The sequence below is a fragment of the Mycolicibacterium elephantis DSM 44368 genome (assembly GCF_004014805.1).
In the GTDB taxonomy this organism is placed as follows: Bacteria; Actinomycetota; Actinomycetes; order Mycobacteriales; family Mycobacteriaceae; genus Mycobacterium; species Mycobacterium elephantis.
The window spans coordinates 92,752-112,588 of the sequence record NZ_ATDN01000008.1 but is presented as its reverse complement, the minus strand read 5'-3'; the positions used below and the strand labels follow the sequence as shown (position 1 = coordinate 112,588).

Sequence of the window (19,837 nt, the reverse complement as noted above, 5' to 3'; positions counted from 1 at the left end):
ACACTCACGCTTTTTCGGACCTGGTCGACGGACGGGTGGGCGTGGTTTTCCTGCGTTCACTCTTCAGTACGTTCATCGTGTCGGTGAACCAGCCGCGCAGCACGCGCTTGAGCTTGAACTGCCCTTGCAAAGTGGTGTCCGGATAGCTATCGGTGAGGTCGACGAACTCGAAGCCCTGGCCTTTACAGATGAGGAACTGCTGGTACGGCAGGGCGAAGATCCGCGCGCCCACCGCCTCGGCGAAGTACACCGCGAAGGGGAACACCAAGGTGGGTTCGAAGCGGTCCCCGTGCTGCCACACCGTGCGCGCGAAGTCGTCTCCGCCGATCCATCCGCCGTCACGGATCTTGGGCCATACGTTGATGAGGTCGATCGAAATACCACGCAGCGTGTGGTCACCGTCGACATAGGCGAAATCGAGGCCGGCGTCGGGAATCTGGTCGATGACCTCCAGCGTCGTGCCACGCAGTATGACGCGCTTGTCCGCCGCGAATTCAGTGTTCGCTTCGGTCTCGGCCAGGTAAGCGGCGAACCGGGCGTCGTCGGTGTTGCTGGGCTTGTTCCAGTCGTCGAGGTGGCGCCAGGGATCGACCATGTAGTAGGTGCGGATCGAGTCGCATGCGGCCAGCACCTCCGCGGCGAAGCGGCCCCGGTACACGCCGATCTCGGCCATCGACTCGACCCGGTTGGCCTGCAGGAAGTCGGTCCACAGCTGAAACCGCGTGGCGCTGGCACACAGGCCCCGAATCACTTCGTCCACAGTTCCCCTCTTCCCGATGCGGTGTGCCGTCTAGCAACCTACGGCCTCGGCTGTCGCCGGAGGCGCGAATTGCATTCATTGCCGCTGATCGACCTGGGTGCAGGCCCCGCTCGCGGAAACCCCCGAGAGGTGGGCGGCGTCGCGCGGGACGATGGCGATTTGCTGCGGTCATCGAACGCGCCTCGCGGCCCAGACCGCCATCCGGGGTCAGGCCGTGGGCCGGAAGCTACTATTCGTCCATGTCTAGTCGGATTTGGTCACCGATGGCCCGGTCGATTGCCCATGATCCGTAGATACTGCGTTAGTCATGCGACGCCCCTGATACCCGATAGTTGGTATGACGAATGCATCGCCATGGGGGACTTCCAGACCGACTCTCCGCTGCACGTGAAAAACCTCGATCAGTTTTGGCATGAGGCCAGGCCGATCGCATTGGGCGCCGCGGGAACGCACGTGTTACCCATCGCATTGGAGAAAGCCTCCGACGACACCAGGCTCGTCGAAATCTCGTCCTATCGCAAGAGAATTCTTCCTTACCCCGAAGGGGTGGAATCGGTTCGTTACCCGACCCTGCGGGAATTGAGCTGTGAAAAAGAGGTCGACGCGGCTGGGCCTGCGACGTTCACCCCCAGAGCCGGCCACGATTTCCTTGTCGCGCAACCGCTGTACTTCAAGAATTCGGTGAGTAGGCACTACGCCACGATTCATCACCGCAGAGATATTCTCGACTACACGTCGATAGCGGTGGAGATGGGTGTACTGGACTCCGACTCCGCGTCGGAATTCCTGGCGGCAAAGCACTTCATCCCCGGCGGAGTCGAGCTGGGAATCTTTCCCAAGCCGTGGCTGGTGCAGACGTTGTCGGCGATCGAGCGGGTGAGCAGACCGTTCGTGCAACGCCATGCCGATCGGTTGAGGCGCTACAACACGTACCAGATAAGGGCGGTCGGATTTCTCTCAGAGAGGTTGGGTTCCTTCTTTCTCATCCGCCACCTCATGGAACTGTACTCGAACAATATTCCCGCTGAAATATTCGGACACATGATTGTCATGGTGGAAGGCCGGTCGAGTTACTCCGCCGGTCTTGCAGAGCACGGACGCTCGAGAAGATATCAACTGACAAGCCGGCGAACACCATGAAAGCCGTATTGCTGGCCGGCGGACGGGGAACCCGCCTCACCGAAGAAACCGTTGCCCGACCCAAGCCGATGGTGGAGATCGGCGGACGGCCGATCCTGTGGCACATCATGAAGCTTTACTCCAGCCACGGCATCGACGATTTTGTCGTTTGCTGCGGCTATAAGGGCTACATGATAAAGGAGTATTTCGCCAATTACTTCCTGCACATGTCGGACGTCACCTTCGATATGTCGGCCAACAAAATGGAAGTGCATGAACGTCACGCAGAACCGTGGCGGGTGACGCTCGTCGACACGGGTGACGAAACCATGACGGGCGGTCGGTTGAAGCGCGTGGCGTCCTACATTCAGGACGAAGAGTCGTTCTGCTTCACCTATGGCGACGGGCTCAGCGACGTCAACATCGCCAAGAGCATCGAGTTTCATCGCCAGCACGGGCGCCACGCCACGGTCACCGCGGTGCTTCCGCCGGGTCGTTACGGGGCACTCGAGCGTGACGGTGACCGGATAGCCCGCTTCGTCGAGAAGCCACGGGGCGACGGGGGGTTCATCAACGGAGGGTTCTTCGTCTTGTCGCCCGCCGTACTCGACTACATCGAAGGAGACCAAATCGCCTGGGAGGGCCAGCCTTTGGGGCGATTGGCTGCCGACGGCCAATTGATGGCCTTCGAGCATTCCGGCTTCTGGCAGCCCATGGACACCCTTCGCGACAAGAACGTGCTCGAAGATCTGTGGGACAGCGGCGAAGCGCCGTGGAAATGCTGGCGTTGAAAGCCTTCGGGGGTGCTTATCGAGGGCGCCGGGTGTTGGTCACGGGCCATACGGGGTTCAAAGGCAGCTGGTTGTGTCTGTGGCTGCAGGCGTTGGGAGCCCAGGTCAGCGGTGTCGCGCTGGACCCGCCTTCGGCACCCAGTCACTGGGACCTGTTGAAGCTGTCGCTCGACGATGACCGCGTCGACATTCGCGACGAGGCGGCTCTTCGACGGGTCTTCGCCGCACGGCGACCGGAGATGGTCTTTCATCTGGCGGCCCAACCGCTGGTCCGCCGGTCTTACCACGAACCGGCGGCCACATGGGCCACCAACGTGATGGGCACGGTGAACGTGCTCGAGGCCGTGCGTCACACCCCGGATGTGCGCGCCGTCGTCGTGGTCACGACCGACAAGTGCTACGAGAATCGCGAATGGCCATGGGCATACCGAGAACACGACCGGCTCGGAGGTCACGACCCCTATAGCGCGTCCAAGGCCGGTGTCGAGTTGGCGGCCGCGAGCTATCGGCGCGCGCTGCTGCAACATCCGTCGGCCCCTTTGCTCGCAACGGCCAGGGGCGGCAACGTGATCGGCGGCGGCGACTGGTCGGAGGACCGGCTGATTCCTGATCTGGTGCGTGCGGTCAGCGCCGGCCGGCCCTTGGCGATCCGCGCGCCGCACAGTACGCGCCCCTGGCAGCATGTGCTCGATTGCCTCAGCGGGTATCTGCTGCTGGGCCAGCGGCTTCTGGCCGGCGACACCCACTGCGCCGAGGCGTGGAACTTCGGCCCCGACGGGGACGGGAACCGCCGCGTCGAGCAGGTGGTCGAAGAACTTGCCCGCGCGTGGCCCCAGCTCGAGTGGCACGTGGCGACCGGTCCGGCGCTCCACGAGGCGGGGCTACTGCAACTCGACAGCACCAAGGCGAAGGCGCAGCTCGGCTGGCGGCCCGTCTGGACCGTCGAGACGGCGATCCGCCACACGGCCGACTGGTATCGCCGGCTGCTGGAACACGGTGAAGTGTCGAGCGCCGCCGACCTCTCCGCGTTCGTCGCCGACGCAGCCGACTCGCACCTGGAATGGGCGACCGCATGAGCCTTCAGTCTTCGGCCTGAACCAGGGGGACGCGTCGGGATTTCGTCTCGACCAGTTTCCAGAGCGCGACGATGGCCCGCTGACGTTCGGCATGGCCGTCGTCCCCGGCGGATAACGAGTCGCACAACTGCCGGAGGACGCCCACCCGCGCGTCCTGTCCTTCGACCGTGCCCGAGTCGCTGGAGGAAAACGGGTCAGGTTGCCTGGCGAGGGGCGCCGCCACCCGGCCGGTGTATGCGGTGATCGAGAAAGACGCGTTAGCTTCTCGACTGTCGATCGACAGCGTGAACGGGCACAGGTCGGGCCCCGTGAAAGTCGCCTGCCAGCGTTGGATCTCGTCAGCTGTGGCCCCCGCGACCGTCGACGCCGAGACGTCGTCATAGCCCAGCTCGGCAAGCAGGGCGATTACGTGAATGCCATAAAATCGAACAGCGCCGCCGCCGGTCGAGGTCAGCCTTTTCCAGTTGACGACGTCGGTGCGGTAGTGGTGCGCCATGAAATTCCAGACGAAGGAAATTCTTTCCGTCTTTTCGGCAAGTGCCGATGTCAACCTGGCTGCCCACGGGGTGAAGCGGAACGTATATCCCACCCGGTAGCGCTTCGCTGCATTCTCGACTTGCGCCAGTAGTGACGCCGCTGATTCGGGCGTCGGCGCAATCGGCTTCTCGAGAATCAGCTGACCGATGCCGCGAATCTGGATGAGGCGTGGCACCCACAGCGCCTGGTCCTGTGGGCGAAGGGCGACGGCCACTCCGCTCGATGCGCCGAGGGCTTCGTCGACATCGCTGCACCAGACCACCTCGCGCACATACCGGGCAAGTTCTGGGCGACCGCTGACCGCCGACCGATAACGGACCGGCAGCGCGACGTCATGACCGGACTCGAGCAGAGCCGGCAGATAGCCGTAGAGGCCGAACCCCGAACCCAGGACCGTGAACACCGCTCACTCAGGTCTCGAAGTCGTCGGCCGAGAGAATGTCGAAAACCGGCCCGTGGTAACCGTTGTCGGAGAGGTAACGGCGGATCTCTGTGGAGATGTGCCAGGCCAGGTTCAGCAGAGGTTTGTCCTGGGGGCCCAGCGCGAACAGCTCATCGTCGGACACGATCGGAATTCGCGTGCCGGGCACGTAATGCCCGATCTTGATGGAACCTGGTTTCTCGTGGACCGCGACGATCTCGTTCGTGGTCAACCCGAGGAGTTTCGTCAAGATGGCGGCCCGGCCGGGGAAGGCCTTGGCCCGGATCGGGCCGTGCTCTGCGACGAGCCGCCTGATCTGGTGTCCCTTGCGGTCGCGCCACAGCTCGACCTCACGGGCCAGGCGGCCGAAATCCCGCAGGAAGTTCTGCTCGCGCGCGACAACCTCGGCGGCCGTCGCCGTCCCGCTCTGAGAGCCGTGGCCGAGGATGACCCTGATGTTTCCGCCGTAGCGCGCGGGAAACTCGACGTGGACGATATCGAGCCCGAGTGACTTGGCGATGAAATTGAACGAATTGAACGAGTATGTCCTCGGGTGTTCATGATAAAAGGTGTCGAACTGATGCCGATCGAGGACGGCGCCCAAATAGTGGTTCTCGATGACGATCGACGTTTGTGGTCCCAGCAGGACCTCGAGCGCCGAGAGGACGCCGGACAGATCCTCGATGTGGGCGAACACGTTGGTGAACGTGATCAGGTCCGGTCGGCCGAAACTCTCGCGGATCGCGGTCGCCGTCGCCGTGCTGAGGTAGTCCTGGACCACGAAATGGCCCTTCGCGGCCGCGTCAGCACCGGCGCCGGTCGGTTCAATGCCGGCGGTCTCGGCACCGGCTTCCCGGAAGAAATCGAGCAGGCTGCCGTCGTTGCAACCGATATCGAGCACGAGCTTGTCGGCCACCGGTCCGAGGCGTTCCGCGCACGACTTCACCAGGCTGCGCATTCCGTTCAGCACGTCCGCGGTGAAGCGCGACCGATAGTGGTAGTCGGCGGGAAACAGTTCTTCCTTGGGCACCTGATAACGCTGATGCGCGGTGGTGCACGTCGAGCAGAAGCCGATCTGGATCGGGTACTCGCGGCATCGGCGCGGATCACCGATCTCGACGAGGTCATCGCAAAGCGGATGCCGGCCCAGATCGAGCACCGGCACCAACTGATCGCCACCGCAGACTTCGCAGCGGTTGATCTCCGTGAGAGGTGCGTCGGTGTTCGTCGCAGCGGTTGTCATGGTCAGTGATCCATCGCGGGCTTCGTGGGTGGGTTGTGGGACGTGTCCAACTTATGGCCTGCACCATCTTCGTCGTCCACGGACCTCGCGATCGTGCCGAATTGTGACGCGACTCTGTTAAGTTCTCGTCGGTGTCTGCCCATACTTCCGACAGTCGCGCGTCCGCCGACCACTGTGACCGTGCGGCGGCAGACTGGTCCGCCGAGCAGACGGCGCGGGTCGGTGACGAAATCAGGCGCCTACGGGGCTCTCGCTCGCAGCAATGGTTGTCGGATCGAACGGATGCGCTCGGATACCGCATCCCGCACCCGACGATCGCGGAGTTGGAGAACCACCAACGCGCTCACGTGAGTACGGCAGAGTTGGCCGTCCTGGCGAAGGCGTTGGACGTCGCGCCGGTCAGGCTGCTTTACCCCTCGGCGTATCCCACCGAGTTGGACGTGCTGCCCGGAGTGCCGGCGACCAGCTGGAGCGCAGCCGAATGGTTCTCAGGGCTGACCGACCATCGGCAGAGAGTGGCCGAGAACGTGAAAGCGCTCGCCAACGATTCCGAACTCGCTGATCTGACGTCACAATGGCTCGCGCGAAGCCTCACCAACCGGTACTCGTACAACTTCGAGTGGCTCGGGCGACCCATCATCCAATATCCGCAGGACATCGTGTGCTTGCAGGAGTTGATTTGGAAAGTCAAGCCCGATGTGATCGTCGAGACGGGAATCGCACACGGGGGCTCGCTGATTCTGAGCGCGTCGATGCTGGCGCTGCTCGACCTGTGTGAGGCGATCAGCGGCGACACGGCCCTCGATGCTCGCGCTCCGCGTCGCAAGGTCATCGGCGTGGATATCGAGATTCGGTCCCACAACCGCGCGGCGATAGAGAACCATCCGCTGTCGCGTTACATCACGATGGTCGAAGGGTCGAGCATCGAGCCGGAAACCGTTCAACGCGTTCATGATTTGGCGCGCGGGCACGGCGCCACGCTCGTCTGCCTCGACAGCAATCACACGCACGATCACGTGATGGCGGAACTGTCGGCATACGCCCCGCTGGTGACACCGGACAGCTATTGCGTGGTATTCGACACCCTGGTCGAGGACATGCCCGCCGACATGTTCCCCGACCGGCCATGGGGCCCGGGCGACAACCCGAAGACCGCGGTTTGGGAATTCCTGAAATCGCATCCCGAGTTCGAGATCGAGCGCGAGATTCCGCAGAAGCTGCAGATCACGGTGGCGCCCGACGGATTTCTGCGCCGCGTGCGTTGAACAGTGAGTCGGCTTGGTCAGCCGAACGGCCGACCGGTTGCGGCATACATCGACGGTAGTTGCGTCGATGTGCGAACATCGTCTTCGCCGACTCCACGTCGCCCGGAACCGTCGCCGCACTCGTCCGAAAAGGTGTTGCCAGCTTGCCATCCAATGCAGTGACGCTGACTCGTAAGCCCGTAACGCAACCCGCCATACGGAGTCGATCGATCCGGTGACCGGGCCGCCCTTCCTCAACGTCGTGGTGAAGTTCTCCCCGATCGCTCGGCGCAGCCGCTATCGGGGCCGAACCCAGATGCTGCGGAACCTGGGCGCCGACCTCGCGTCAACGACCACATGGTCGGCGGTGGACACCGAACTACACACCGAGATCACCGAGGTGGTCGACCGCACCCCCCGCGTCCACCAGCTGCCGGACCACTGGAGAATCTACGAATCTGTCGTCGATCGAACGCGGCCGGTCCGGCTGTTGGAGATCGGTGGCTTCTACGGAGACTCACTGGAGAAGTGGCGGGAATTTCTTCACCCCGACTCCCTCGTCGTCGGCGTCGACGTCGACTCGAAGTTCGTGAAGATCGCGAATCCAGACGGCGTTCGGGTCCGGCTCGCTGATGGTCAGGCCCGCGCGTTGTTGAGCGACGTGGCGTACGAATTCGGGCCCTTCGACGTCATCGTCGATGTGGGAAGTCAAGCGTGCCACCACATGACGGAATCGTTCCGGTGCCTGTTCGACACTGCGTTGACGGCCGACGGCGCATACGTCGTCGAAGACGTCTACTGCGACTTCTGGACTCTCTACAACGGCTTCACGTTCGTCGGTCTGGTCAGGGCGGTCGCCGATGTCCTGTACGGCCACTACGAGTTCGCCACCAGCCCGGCACATTTCAAGGACGGCCACGTCGTCGTGATCCGGCGTACCCGAGCGTTCGCACGCGATGCTTCTGCGGGGCGCGTCACGGTCAGGAACAACTCGCGACGACGCGACCTCCCTCGATGAAGTCCACAGGGGGCCTGACTGAGTCGGCGTCCCCACGGTGGCACTCCCGCACCGGTACGTGGGCGTTCGCCGCCGTGATCCATGATGGTCGACATGGATAGCGGCACCCGCGACATTGCGAGCATGCCCCGGGGTGGGCCGGATGCCTCCTGGCTGGATCGGCGTCTGCAGACCGACCGGCTGGAGTACCTGGACCGTGACGACGTCGACCACCTCAAGCGCAAGGTCATGGCCGCACTCGACCGGGCCGGCAGGCGACGCTGGATCGGTATTCACCACAAGTGCGCCCGGATGGTGCTCGATGAGGTGGCCGACGTGCCTTGCCCGAAGATCCTCGAGCTCGGAGCGGGGCTCGGCGGGTTGTCGAGCACGCTGCTGGACAAGCACCCCACTGCTGAGGTCACGGTCACCGACATCGACCCGACGTTCGTGGCCGGTGCCGCCGCCAGTGAGCTCGGCAGCCACCCCCGCGCCACGGTGCGCGAGATGGACGCCACCGCGATCGACGCCCCGGAGGGCCACTACGACCTCGCGGTGTTCGCCCTGTCGCTACACCACCTGCCGCCCGAAGCCGCTGCCCGAGTCTTCGCGTCAGGGACCCGGGCGGCCAAGAAGCTGTTGATCGTCGACCTGCCGAGGCCCCCGGCGCCTCTGCACCTGATGCTGTTGGCGGTGGTGCTGCCGCTCACCAAGCTGTCGCCGCTGCAGCACGACGGCTTCATCAGCTCGCTACGTGCCTACAGTCCGTCGGCCCTGCGCGCGCTCGCCCAGCACGCCGACCCGGCGATCACCGTCGAGTTCCGGTCTCGGCGAGGCTTCGGCCCGACGGTGGCCGTCGCGAGCCGCGCACGGTGACCCCACCCGCAGGCCGCGGTGTCACCCCAGGATGCCGTTGACCACCGAGATCAACCCGACCACGGCGAAGATCGTGATCAGCACCTGCCGCCGGTGCGCCAGCGCCCAGTCGTGCAGCGGGCGCAGCACCGCAAGGGTTCTCGCCGGTGCGACCAGGTAACTGACGAGGGTCAATTCGACGACCGCGAACATTGCGATCACGAAGACGACGACCGCGATGAACTGCGTGGCGACCGCGGCTCCCGAGGACACGATCGAGGTGACCACGATGAAGACCAGCATGGGCGGCGGGAGGCCGCCGAGGCCGAACACGAACGCGACCCACAACGCGCCGCTTTCCCACGCGTTCTGGAGGCGGCGTTGCAGCCGCCGGAATATCGAGCCACCCTCAGCCGCCCCGTGGTCCGGATTGCCGAACGGCGACGCGGCGGAGATCGGCTCCTCGGTCGCCCGGTCCGGCACCAGCACCGGAACGTCACCGGCCGGCGCCGGTACGCGTGCGCGCTCACGCACCGAGCGCACCACCAGAAAACCGGCGAACGCGAGCATGAGCACACCCATGCCGAGTTGAATGAACCGCCCGGCAGAGCTTTGACCCGGGGCCGCCATGTCCTCGGAGAACGTCGACAACGTGGGGGTCAGGTGCAGCACCAGCAGCGGGACCAGCAGGCCGAGAAAGTTCACGATCAGGCTGCCCAGCCAGTAGGCCAGCAGGTTCTGCACCGGGCGCGGCCGCGAGATCATCAGCACGATCACGGCAAGAAGCACCGGGTTGACGGCGAACATGAAGGCCAGTGCCAACAGGGGACTCCACACGGCCCGGAACACTACCGACCGATCAAGGACTCGAAGTCGCATACGCCAAGAACTTCATGGTTCAATGTCGCGGCAGCAACCGACAACCTGGAGACGGTCGCTTCTGATGCCTCGTCTGTACCAGGCCGGCCTGATCCCTGATCGTGGAGGACTCGTGAAAGAGCACGACGCTCGCGTGCTGCTCGCCGTATTCGGGGCGGGGAGGCGCGCGTGACTTTTGGCGCGCAAGGCGGCGACGCGCGCCCGACGATCGTGTTCGTGCTGGGTGTGGCCCGATCTGGAACCTCGGCACTCGCGCGGGTGCTCTCCCTGTGTGGCGGTGCCCTGCCGACGGCACTCGTCGGTGCCATGCCCGACAATCCGCTCGGTCATTGGGAGCCGCGAGCAGCCAACGTCCTCAACGAGAAAATCCTGCGCCGCTTCGGCAGCAGCGGGTTCGATCCGACGCTGCGGTTGCAGGAAGCAGGTGCGCTGGACGCCGCCGAGCAGGCCGCCTGCGTCGAGGAGATCCGGGAGTTCATCGCGACGCTGCCGAACGCGCCGTTCGTCATCATCAAGGACCCGCGGATCTCGCTGATGACCGGCATGTGGTTCGAGGCGGCGCGGCTTGCCGGTTTCGATGTGGCGGCCGTGAATGCGCTCCGTCACCCTCAGGAGGTCGCCGCCTCGGTTGCGCAGCGCAGTGTGGTCCCGCCGGAGCTCTCGAGCGCGTTGTGGCTGAAGGTCAATTTGCTGACCGAAGCGGGGACCCGCGGCGTGCCGCGCGTGTTCGTCGAGTACGTCAACCTTCTCGAGGACTGGCGGCGGGAGATGAAGCGGGTTTCGTCGGCGCTCGGGATCGACCTGGGTACCCGTGATGAAAGCGCCATCGAGGAGTTCCTCAGACCCGGCCTGCGTCACGAGCGCCACAACAACCAGGTGACCGACCTGTTCGGCGCGGACTGGATTTCGACAACCTACGAAACGCTGCAGCGCGCCGCGCGTGACGAATCCTGGGACGAGGCCGTGCTCGATCGCGTCTTCGACGAGTACCGGGTCAACGAACGCGACTTCAGAGCGGTGTTCGATGGATACCAACGCATCGAAAAGGCCAACCGTTACTTCCGGCCGTCCGTCATGAAGATGATCTACGAGGTCCGCGCGCTCGCCAACCGCCGCCGCGGCACATGGGCATAAGGCGGAATCACCTGTCGGTCAACACCACTCGGGAAAGACGAGCATTCGGTGGGTCGAGCGGCGTCAGCGGTCCTGACGGCGCCGACCATGCCAGCCGAATCGAAACGCGTTGTCCGAAACCAACTTTGAATAGCTGAACTCGGCTGGATGGACAGCCGGGCGGCGCGGGGAGGGTAATGCCGACGAGCAGCCGCGCTGGTGGGCGACGGTCGTGTCCCGTCGAGTGCAACCGGCCACTTGCCCGGCGATTCACGACAATTTCGCGGGCCTGCGTCTATTCTGCCGCTATGAGTCAGAGCCGAAAGACGTTGGAGGCCCATATGGTGGGGCGCCGCGCTCCTGCGCTGCCGTCGACGGCATCGAACTCGGGGTCGTCTTCGTGACCGGCGTGGAGAAGAGCGGCCGCCCGGTCCTGCTGTTCGTGATGGGGGCGCCCCGGTCTGGAACCTCTGCGCTGACCCGGGTGCTCTCGCTGTGCGGCGCCGCGCTTCCGGCCAAGATGGCCGGCGCCGATCGGAACAATCAGCGCGGCTATTGGGAGCCGCGCGAGTCCATTCACCTCAACAACAAGATCGTGCGCCGCCACAACAGCACTGCGTTCGACCCGTCCCTGCGCCTGCAGCAGGACGGGGCGTTCGACGCTGCGGAGCGGGCTGCCTGCATCGCCGAGATCCGGGAGTTTCTCTCGACGTTGCCCGCCGCGCCGGCGGTGGTGGTCAAGGACGGGCATGTGACGCTGCTGTCCGACTTGTGGTTCGAGGCGGCGCGCCTGTCCGGGTTCGACATCGCGGTCGTGATCGCCGTGCGGCCTCCGCAGGAGTCCATCCCGTCGGCCGCGGCGGCCTTTCACATCCCGCCGGAACTCGGTAGCCCGGTGTGGCTGAAGTACTCGTTGTTGTCCGAGCGAGTCACCCGGGACTTGCCGCGCGTGTTCGTCGACTACGCCAAACTCCTCGAGGACTGGCGCCGAGAGGTGAAGCGGATCTCGGTGACGCTCGGGATCGATCTCAACACCCGCGACGAGGGCGCGGTCGACGACTTCCTCACCCCGGACCTGCACCGTCAGTCCCGCACCGGGCCGGTACCCGAGCCCTTCGGCACGGACTGGTTTTCCGTCACGCACGGATCGATGCAGGCGGCCACGCGCGACGAGCCCGTCGACCAGGCCGCACTGGATCGCGTTTTCGACGCGTACCGGACCAGCGAACAGGGTTTTCGGGCGGCGTTCGAGACTTACCAGCGCCTGTACAAGATCAACAGGGTCATCCGCCCGTCCCTGTTGAAACTGCGCCACGAAATCGTTGCGCTGGCGCACCGTCGCCGCGGCACGTGGGCGTAGCAACCCCCCCACGGCATCAGCAAAGCCGCAGCACCCGGTACGCCCGGGTGATGGCCGCCGACCGGCCCTCATACCCGATCGCGGCACCCGCCGCTGGTTCGCGTGAAACGGCCCCGCCCCGCCGTGTCCGGGTGTTCGCGCCTCCCGGCCGCCGGCGACGAACGGCGCGAAGTGTGCTGGGGGAGTCGACCTTCGACGCCGTACGGTCACAGCCGACGTGCCACGGCCTCGTATCGCGCCTGCGGTGGCCGGCGCATGCGCAATGGCAGACTTCGACTGTGGCCCGGACAACGAACCGGAATGGGAAGTTCTCAATTTGTGCTCGTGCCCGGACTGATACGGTCAGCCGGTGACTGACAGCGCCGAGCGCGCGACTGCGGCGCCGCTCGAACGGACCCCGGTGCAGCCATCGACCATGGACCCGTCGACCTCGCTGCTGTCTCGACAGTTCGTCGGCGTGGTCATCGCGATCGGCGGCGTGTTGCTGATGGCGTTCATGGACGGCCCCGTGGCGGTATACGCGCTGCCACAGATCCAGGACGAACTGGGCTTGTCGAACGCCGGACGCAGCTGGGTGATCACCGGCTACGTGGTGGCATTCGCAGGCCTGATGCTGTTGGGCGGCCGCCTGGGTGACACCTTCGGCCGCAAACGCGTCTTCATCTTCGGGATCGCGATGTTCACCCTCGCGTCGGCGTTGTGCGGCTTGGCGTGGCAGGGACCCGTGCTCGTCGGCGCCCGGTTGTTGCACGGCGCGGCGGCGGCCATCGTGGCGCCGACGGCGATGGCGCTGATCGTCACCACGTTCCCGAAGGGCCCCGTCCGCAATGCGGCGGCGGGCGTGTTCGGCGCGATGAGCGGCGTCGGCGCGGTGGTCGGACTGGTGGTCGGTCCCGCGCTCACCGAGGTGTCGTGGCGCCTGGCGTTCCTGGTGAACGTGCCGATCGGGCTGTTGGTGATCTACCTGGCCGTCACCACGCTGCGGGAAACCCAGACGGAGCTGATGAAGCTCGACGCGAAGGGCGCCGTGCTGGCCACGGTGGCGAGCACCGCCGCGGTCTTCGCGGTGTCCATCGGCCCCGAGCAGGGTTGGGATTCGGCCATCACGATCGGATCGGGTGTGGTGGCACTGATTTCCTTCGTTGCCTTCCTGTGGGTGGAGCGCACCGCCGAGAACCCGATCCTGCCGTTCAGCCTGTTCTCGGAGCGCAACCGGTTGGCGGTCTACGCTGCCATGTTCCTGGTCGGTGGGGTGAGTTTGACACTGGCCGTGCTGGTCTCGCTGTATGTGCAGACCATCATGGGCTACAGCCCGCTGCGGGCCGGCATCGCATTCATTCCGTTCGCGGCTGCGACGACCGTCGGCGTGGTGACGTCCTCACGGCTGGTGGCATGGCTCCCCCCGCGCGCGGTCGTTATCACCGGCGGCACTCTGGTGGTGAGTGCGCTGCTGTACGGGTCGACGCTCAACGGCGATGCGCCGTACTTCCCGAACCTGTTGGTGCCGATCGTCCTCGGTGGTCTCGGCCTCGGCATGGTCAACGTCCCGCTCACGCTCTCGCTGGTGGCCAGCGTCGGGTTCGACCGCATCGGGCCCGCGTCCGCGGTGGCGCTGATGCTGCAGACCCTCGGCGGACCGTTGGTGCTGGTCGTCGTCCAGGCTGCCGTCACGGTGCGCACGCTGCATCTGGGCGGAACCAGCGGACCGCCCGAGTTCATGAACGACGCGCAATTGCGCGCGTTGGACGCGGGTTTGACCTACGGCCTGCTGTGGCTGGTCGGGGTGGTCGTCCTCATCGGGGTGGTGGCGATGCTCATCGGCTACACCGCGCAGGACGTGGCGCGAGTGCAGGAAGCCAGGAAGCAGGCCACCGAGACCGAGACGGTGTAGCAAGCGTCGCGCTGCGGGGGCCGCGCCCGTCCTCGAACGCGTGGCTCTGCTCGTGCCCCCGATCCGGGCAGACCCAGGGCGGGCCGGCCCGCAGGACGAATCCGGTAGGATCCGACAGGCCGAGACACGATTCGGCGACGCGTCCGAAGCGCAACTCGCACACCGGAGTTCAGATCGGCGACGGCGGCTCTCTCGGCACATTCGAGCGATTGCCAATACGCGCGATTCCAAGTCAGTACTGCGGGTGTCGGGTTATGCTGCCGGGCGGCTGAGCTGGGAGCGCGGGCTCCGGGCTCGTCGGAGCAGACCGCACGGGAAGCAAAGGTGCAAACTCGGCGATGAAGTTTGTGTTGGCGTTCTACGGAACTCGTGGTGATGTCGAACCGGGTGTCGCCGTGGGCCGCGAGCTGGTGCGCCGCGGACACGACGTGTGTATGGCGGTCTCGCCCGACCTGGTCGGCTTCACCGAGGCGGCCGGCCCGGCGGCCGTTGCCTGCGGGCCCGATGTGCGGGTTTGGCAGGACGTGAACCGCGACTTCTGGGCGCGCTTCCTTCGGAAGTTCTGGAGGAACTTCTGGCGCATCGGTGACCTGAAAGACCTGCTGCGTGAGGACTGGCGGTTGTTGGCCCAGTGCTGGGACGACGTCAACACGACGCTGACGTCGCTGGCCAAGGACGCCGATCTGCTGTTCACCGGCGTGCTGGGTGAGGAGGCCGCCGGCAACGTCGCAGAGCGGTACGGCGTTCCGTTCGCCACCTTGCACGTCTTCCCGATACGGGCCAACGGCCAGCTCGTTCCGGGCCTGCCGGCCCGGGTGGGCCGGTCGATAATGAAGACGTCGGAATGGCTGGGCTGGCCCTTGATGAAGCGGCTCGAAGACCCGCAGCGCCGTGAATTGGGTCTGCCGAAGGCCACCGGCCCGTCGCCGTGGCGGCTCGCCGAACGAGGCGTGTTGGAGATCCAGGCTTACGACTCGGTGTGCTTTCCGGGGCTGGCAGACGAGTGGGCGCAGTTCGACGGCCGACGGCCCTTCGTCGGCGCGCTGACGATGGAGCTGCCGGGGGAGGCCGACGACGAGGTCGCCTCGTGGATCGCGGCGGGAACGCCGCCGATCTGCTTCGGCTTCGGGAGCATGCCCGTGGAGTCCGCCGCCGACACGCTCGCCATGATCAGCGGTGCTTGTGCGCAGCTGGGGGAGCGGGCGCTGGTGTGCGCCGGTTCGAGCGACTTCAGCCACGTCCCCCACTTCGACAACGTGAAGGTGGTGGGCACGATGAACTACTCGGCGGCGTTTCCCGCCTGCCGCGCGGTCGTCCACCACGGTGGCGCGGGCACCACGGCAGCGAGCCTGCGCGCCGGTGTACCCACGTTGGTGCTGTCCACCGACCTCGATCAGACACTGTGGGGAGCTCGAGTCAAGAAGCTGGGCGTGGGCACCACCCGCCGACTTTCGGCCACGACCGAAAAGTCGTTGGTGGCAGACCTGCGCAAGATCCTCGAGCCGCAATACCGGGCCAGGGCACGCGAGGTCCGCGCGGAGATGACCCAACCCGCCGAGAGCGTCGCGGCCGCGGCCGACCTGCTCGAAGCGTTCGCTCGCGTCAAGGATGCGGCCTGAGTACGACGACGAGCCGGTGAAGGTCGGCTGCCAGGTGAGCGGTCAGGTGCTGCGATGAGATTCGCGTTGGCGAGCTACGGAAGCCGCGGTGACATCGAACCGCTGGTGGCCGTCGGCCGCGAGCTGCTACGCCGCGGGCATGAAGTACACATGGCCGTCCCGCCGGACCTGATCGCCTTCGCCGAGGCGTCCGGTCCGACCGCGGTCGCATACGGCCCCGACCTGCAAGCCGTGCTGGATGCCCACCGCACCTTCTGGACACACTTCTTCCGCAACTTGTGGAAGGTGCAGGACCTGGTCAGGTACCGGCGCGAAGTGGTGAAACCCTTCCTCGAGTGCTGGAAGGACATCATCGCGACGCTGACGTCGCTCTCCGACGGGGCGGACCTGCTGTTCACCGGGGTGAACTTCGAGGATGCCGCCGGAAACGTCGCCGAGTACTACGACATCCCGTTGGCCACCATGCACATGTTCCCACTGCGCGCCAACGGCCAGTTCGTGCCGTTCCTGCCTGCGCCAGTGGGTCGTTCAGCGATGAAGGTGTCCGAGTGGTTGGCGTGGCGCAACGCCAGAAAGGTCGAAGGCGTCCAGCGCAGTGAACTCGACCTTCCGAAGGCCAAAGCCCCTTCGCCGTGGCGGCTCACCGCACGCGGTTGCCTGGAGATCCAGGCCTACGACGAGGTGTGCTTTCCGGGGCTGGCCGACGAATGGGCGAAATGGGCTGACCAGCGGCCCTTCGTCGGCGCCTTGACCCTGGATCTGCCCACCGACGCCGACGACGAGGTCGCCTCCTGGATCGCCGCGGGCACACCGCCGATCTTCTTCGGCTTCGGCAGCCTGCCGGTCGAATCAGGCACCGGAACGCTCGCCATGATCAGCGCGGCCTGCGCCCAGTTGGGTGAGCGGGCACTGGTGTGTTCGGCCGGAACCGAGTTCGGCGCGGTGCCTCGCTCCGAACACGTCAAGGTGGTCACCGCGATGAACTACTCGGCCGCGTTTCCGGCTTGCCGCGCGGTCGTACATCACGGCGGCACGGGCACCACCGCCGCGGGCCTGCGCGCCGGGGTGCCGACGTTGATCCTTTCCACGGACCTGGATCAAACGCTCTGGGGCCGGCGGATCAAGCAATTGAAAGTCGGCACCGCTCGCCGCCTATCGGCCACGACCGAGAAATCGTTGATCGCCGATCTGCGTACCATCCTCGACCCGCAGTACGCCGCCCGGGCGCGTGAGGTCGCCGCCCGGATGACCACGCCCGCGGAAAGTGTCGCCGCCACTGCCGATTTGGTGGAGAAGCTCGCCCAAGGCCGGCGGCGATCCGATTCGTAGCGGACCCGGTGGCGGACTAGCTCGTTCGCAAGTCCCGTGACTGGGTGGCGTTCTGGGGCTCGACGGGGCACCGCGGCGCCGCGGATGTCGTCGTGGGCGGCGCGACGTTTCTGAACGCGCGGACCTTGATGCGCGCGCCGCGGTGCGGGACGAACGTGACGTGCTTGAGCTTCTGCTTCTCGTCGGGCTCCGTGGTGGTGCTCAACTCGACCCGGCGCAGAATCTCACGGAGCACCACTTGCGTCTCGACCAAGGCGAAGGTGGCACCGAGGCAGCGACGGTTGCCGCCGCCGAACGGCAGGTAGGTGGTCGGGCTCAGCGCGGCACCGAGCATCCGCTCCGGGTCGAACCGGTCCGGATCCGGGTACACGGCGGCGCTGGCGTGCACCAGCCCGATCGACACGTCCACCGTGGTGCCTGCCGGCAGCAGGTAGCCGCCCACCTCGGCCGGTTCGGTCAGCACTCGGCCCGAGCTGAATATCACGGGCCGGATCCGCAGTGTCTCCTTCACCACCGCGTCGAGGTACTCGTCGCCGGCGGGATCGCCCGCCGCGCTGGCGTCTGCGGCCTCGACCGCCTTGGCCAGGACGGCCGGGTGGCGGGTCAGTCGCTCCAGCGCCCAGGCCAGCGACGTCGCGGTGGTCTCGTGACCGGCGAGGATCAGGGTCAGAAGCTGGTCGCGCAGTTCGCGGTCGTCCATCGTGCGTCCGTCGTCGTCGGCGGCGCGGACCAGCATGGCGAGCGCATCGGTGCGTTCGGCCAGGTCCGGATCGGCGCGGCGGTCGGCGATCTCGGCGTACAGCAGGGCGTCGACCTCTTCGAATCGCCGGCGCAGCGCCCGCCACGGCCGACGGTTCCGCAGGCTGGGCTTCGCGATCGCCAGGGTCTCCCACGGGGTCAGATAGAGCAGCCGCGGCACGGTCTCGCGCAGCGCAGCCAGTCGCGCCGGCTCTGTGGCGCCGACAACCGTGCGAAGGATCACCTCCAGCGCGATCTCGGCGGTCTTGGTCGCCACCGGAAACGTCTTGCCGACCGGCCATCCGCTGATGTTCGCGGCAGCGATCTCGGCCATCGCATCGGTCTGGCGCGCCACCGCGTCACGGAGAAACGCGGGCATCATCAGGCGACGGCGGTCGCGGTGTTCGTCTTCGTCGATGACGAACAACGAACTGTCGCCGAGCACGCCGCGAAGGATCTCGTGTCCCTCGCCGCCGTGGAAGACACGCGGGTCGCCGACGTACACCGTTTTGATGACAGCAGGATCCGCGACGTAGACGACCGTGCCCACCATGGGTTGGCGCAGCGTGAACACGTCGCCGTAGCGGCGCTGACAGGCAGTCAGATAGTCCAACCCGTGACGCAACATCAACGCGGACTGCGCCAACATGGGAAGCCGAGGGCCCGGCGGTAGGACGGTTTGCGCGGTTTCGCTCATCTGCGGTCCCTAGCTACTAGACGGTGAAAAGCCCAGCCCACCGGCGGCTCCTGACCGCAACTGGCGCGGATTTGCCGTTTCGCGGCGCTGCCTGCGAGCGGATCCGCTGGTGCAGATCAGGAGGTCACGGTGGAATCCAACATAACGAGTGCGGGGCTGAACGTACACGACCCGGTGATCAAACACGCGGTCGACGACGACAACAGCATTCCGATCTCGGCGATATCCATAAGTACCGCAACGGTATTGGCAGATTCGGCGGAGCGCTGAGCGCCCGCACGGCACGAGATCGGTCACATCCGTCTGCCGCGGTCGTCGATCGAGGCTCCTTGCTATCACTGGCCGTCCCATGCTAGTCCAGGCACGCCGACGCGGCGCCGTTGGGGTAAAGCGAGCCGTGGTGATTGACGATGGCGTAAGGTGCCGGGAGTGCTAGGGATATACACCGCTGAGGCCGCCGAAGGGGCGGGTTGATGCGGCTTCCCGAGCGACCGCCACGTCGGAGGTCCAGCCAATCTTGAAGGGTCCATACCGTTTTGACGACGGCTCGGACCCGCTGGAGGCTGAGCTCGGACCGTCCGAACCACGGAACATCATTTGAGGACGTCGCAGTGACCGGATACCGCCGTCAGCCAAGTGTCGGGCCGAGCAGAAAACTCGGGATGTCACCGACATCGCGGGGTGATGCCCGCCTGCAACGCGGCAGTCGAGCGCTTCGAACAGCGAGTGTTATGGCCTTCACGGCCGCTTGCCGATTTCGTATAAACGCCAGTGAACCGCCATCATCATGCTCGGCGCGCCGTAGCTGGAATGCGATCTAGTTAACACTTAGGATTCTGCGAAAACCACGAACCGAGGCCGTTCCCCTCCGATAGATTCATAACCTGTTCCACTTACGTCGACTAGCTGGTTTGGAGAACTGTTGAGCATCAATCCTTTCGACGACGACAAGGGCAGCTTTTTTGTGCTGGTCAACGATGAGGAGCAACATAGCCTGTGGCCGACGTTCGCCGATGTTCCAGCCGGCTGGCGGGTGGTATACGGCGAAGCGGATCGGGCTTCATGCTTGGAGTACATCGAACAAAACTGGCCCGATATACGGCCGAAAAGTCTGCGTGAAAGGTTGGCACAGGGCAAGACCGTTGATAACTAAACGGCGGAGGCAGTC

17 protein-coding genes are annotated in these 19,837 nt (G+C 65.5%); 12 read left to right on the top strand and 5 right to left on the bottom strand.

Annotated features, from left to right (window positions below; genetic code table 11):
- Positions 1–4: 4 nt before the first annotated feature.
- Positions 5–760 (bottom strand): class I SAM-dependent methyltransferase, encoded by a 756-nt coding sequence (locus MELE44368_RS07520; protein WP_128107929.1) that lies wholly within the window; start codon positions 758–760, stop codon positions 5–7.
- A 354-nt stretch (positions 761–1,114) separates the two neighbouring features.
- Here MELE44368_RS07520 and MELE44368_RS07515 point away from each other — a divergent pair, with 354 nt between their 5' ends.
- From MELE44368_RS07515 to rfbG, 3 genes are read left to right on the top strand one after another with little or no spacing between them, the layout of a single operon-like run.
- Complete coding sequence (locus MELE44368_RS07515) at positions 1,115–1,900, top strand: hypothetical protein (RefSeq protein ID WP_128107928.1); 786 nt, start codon at positions 1,115–1,117, stop codon at positions 1,898–1,900.
- On the top strand, positions 1,897–2,670 hold the full coding sequence (gene rfbF, locus MELE44368_RS07510) for a glucose-1-phosphate cytidylyltransferase (RefSeq protein ID WP_128107927.1): 774 nt from the start codon (positions 1,897–1,899) through the stop codon (positions 2,668–2,670). The genes MELE44368_RS07515 and rfbF overlap by 4 nt, the downstream gene beginning before the upstream one ends.
- The gene (gene rfbG / locus MELE44368_RS07505; protein WP_264032529.1) at positions 2,658–3,746 is read left to right on the top strand and encodes a CDP-glucose 4,6-dehydratase; all 1,089 of its coding nucleotides are present in this window, start codon (positions 2,658–2,660) and stop codon (positions 3,744–3,746) included. The genes rfbF and rfbG overlap by 13 nt, the downstream gene beginning before the upstream one ends.
- Positions 3,747–3,750: 4 nt before the next feature.
- Here the strand turns inward: rfbG and MELE44368_RS07500 are convergent, their stop codons facing one another.
- Positions 3,751–4,686, bottom strand: a complete 936-nt coding sequence (locus tag MELE44368_RS07500; RefSeq protein WP_128107926.1) for a Gfo/Idh/MocA family oxidoreductase — start codon at positions 4,684–4,686, stop codon at positions 3,751–3,753.
- Between the two features lie 7 nt (positions 4,687–4,693).
- A complete protein-coding gene (locus tag MELE44368_RS07495) occupies positions 4,694–5,947 on the bottom strand; it encodes a class I SAM-dependent methyltransferase (protein WP_128107925.1) in 1,254 nt (417 codons plus the stop codon).
- Positions 5,948–6,387: 440 nt separating this feature from the next.
- Here MELE44368_RS07495 and MELE44368_RS07490 point away from each other — a divergent pair, with 440 nt between their 5' ends.
- The 3 genes from MELE44368_RS07490 to MELE44368_RS07480 all read left to right on the top strand — a co-directional run bounded on the left by MELE44368_RS07490 (position 6,388) and on the right by MELE44368_RS07480 (position 9,064).
- A complete protein-coding gene (locus tag MELE44368_RS07490) occupies positions 6,388–7,212 on the top strand; it encodes a cephalosporin hydroxylase family protein (RefSeq protein WP_241566514.1) in 825 nt (274 codons plus the stop codon).
- 214 nt (positions 7,213–7,426) lie between these two features.
- Positions 7,427–8,209, top strand: a complete 783-nt coding sequence (locus MELE44368_RS07485) for a class I SAM-dependent methyltransferase (protein WP_128107924.1) — start codon at positions 7,427–7,429, stop codon at positions 8,207–8,209.
- A gap of 93 nt (positions 8,210–8,302) precedes the next feature.
- Entirely contained in the window at positions 8,303–9,064 is a 762-nt protein-coding gene (locus MELE44368_RS07480) for a class I SAM-dependent methyltransferase (RefSeq protein ID WP_409366107.1), read from the top strand.
- Positions 9,065–9,085: 21 nt separating this feature from the next.
- Here the strand turns inward: MELE44368_RS07480 and MELE44368_RS07475 are convergent, their stop codons facing one another.
- Positions 9,086–9,880 carry a GAP family protein gene (locus MELE44368_RS07475; RefSeq protein WP_206613709.1) on the bottom strand — a complete coding sequence of 265 codons (795 nt, stop codon included), beginning with the start codon at positions 9,878–9,880 and terminating at the stop codon, positions 9,086–9,088.
- A 210-nt stretch (positions 9,881–10,090) separates the two neighbouring features.
- Between MELE44368_RS07475 and MELE44368_RS07470 the strand changes: the two genes are divergently transcribed.
- The 5 genes from MELE44368_RS07470 to MELE44368_RS07450 all read left to right on the top strand — a co-directional run bounded on the left by MELE44368_RS07470 (position 10,091) and on the right by MELE44368_RS07450 (position 17,234).
- Positions 10,091–11,056 carry a sulfotransferase family protein gene (locus MELE44368_RS07470; protein ID WP_241566512.1) on the top strand — a complete coding sequence of 322 codons (966 nt, stop codon included), beginning with the start codon at positions 10,091–10,093 and terminating at the stop codon, positions 11,054–11,056.
- Between the two features lie 424 nt (positions 11,057–11,480).
- Complete coding sequence (locus MELE44368_RS07465) at positions 11,481–12,395, top strand: sulfotransferase family protein (RefSeq protein WP_128107951.1); 915 nt, start codon at positions 11,481–11,483, stop codon at positions 12,393–12,395.
- A 415-nt stretch (positions 12,396–12,810) separates the two neighbouring features.
- Complete coding sequence (locus MELE44368_RS07460; RefSeq protein WP_128107950.1) at positions 12,811–14,286, top strand: MFS transporter; 1,476 nt, start codon at positions 12,811–12,813, stop codon at positions 14,284–14,286.
- Positions 14,287–14,624: 338 nt separating this feature from the next.
- Positions 14,625–15,905, top strand: a complete 1,281-nt coding sequence (locus MELE44368_RS07455) for a glycosyltransferase (RefSeq protein ID WP_128107921.1) — start codon at positions 14,625–14,627, stop codon at positions 15,903–15,905.
- Between the two features lie 54 nt (positions 15,906–15,959).
- Entirely contained in the window at positions 15,960–17,234 is a 1,275-nt protein-coding gene (locus MELE44368_RS07450; protein WP_128107920.1) for a glycosyltransferase, read from the top strand.
- A 16-nt stretch (positions 17,235–17,250) separates the two neighbouring features.
- Here MELE44368_RS07450 and MELE44368_RS07445 read toward each other — a convergent pair whose 3' ends face one another.
- Positions 17,251–18,669, bottom strand: a complete 1,419-nt coding sequence (locus MELE44368_RS07445; protein ID WP_128107919.1) for a cytochrome P450 — start codon at positions 18,667–18,669, stop codon at positions 17,251–17,253.
- Positions 18,670–19,591: 922 nt separating this feature from the next.
- Here MELE44368_RS07445 and MELE44368_RS07440 point away from each other — a divergent pair.
- On the top strand, positions 19,592–19,822 hold the full coding sequence (locus MELE44368_RS07440; protein WP_046750891.1) for an MbtH family protein: 231 nt from the start codon (positions 19,592–19,594) through the stop codon (positions 19,820–19,822).
- The last annotated feature ends 15 nt before the right edge of the window (positions 19,823–19,837 follow it).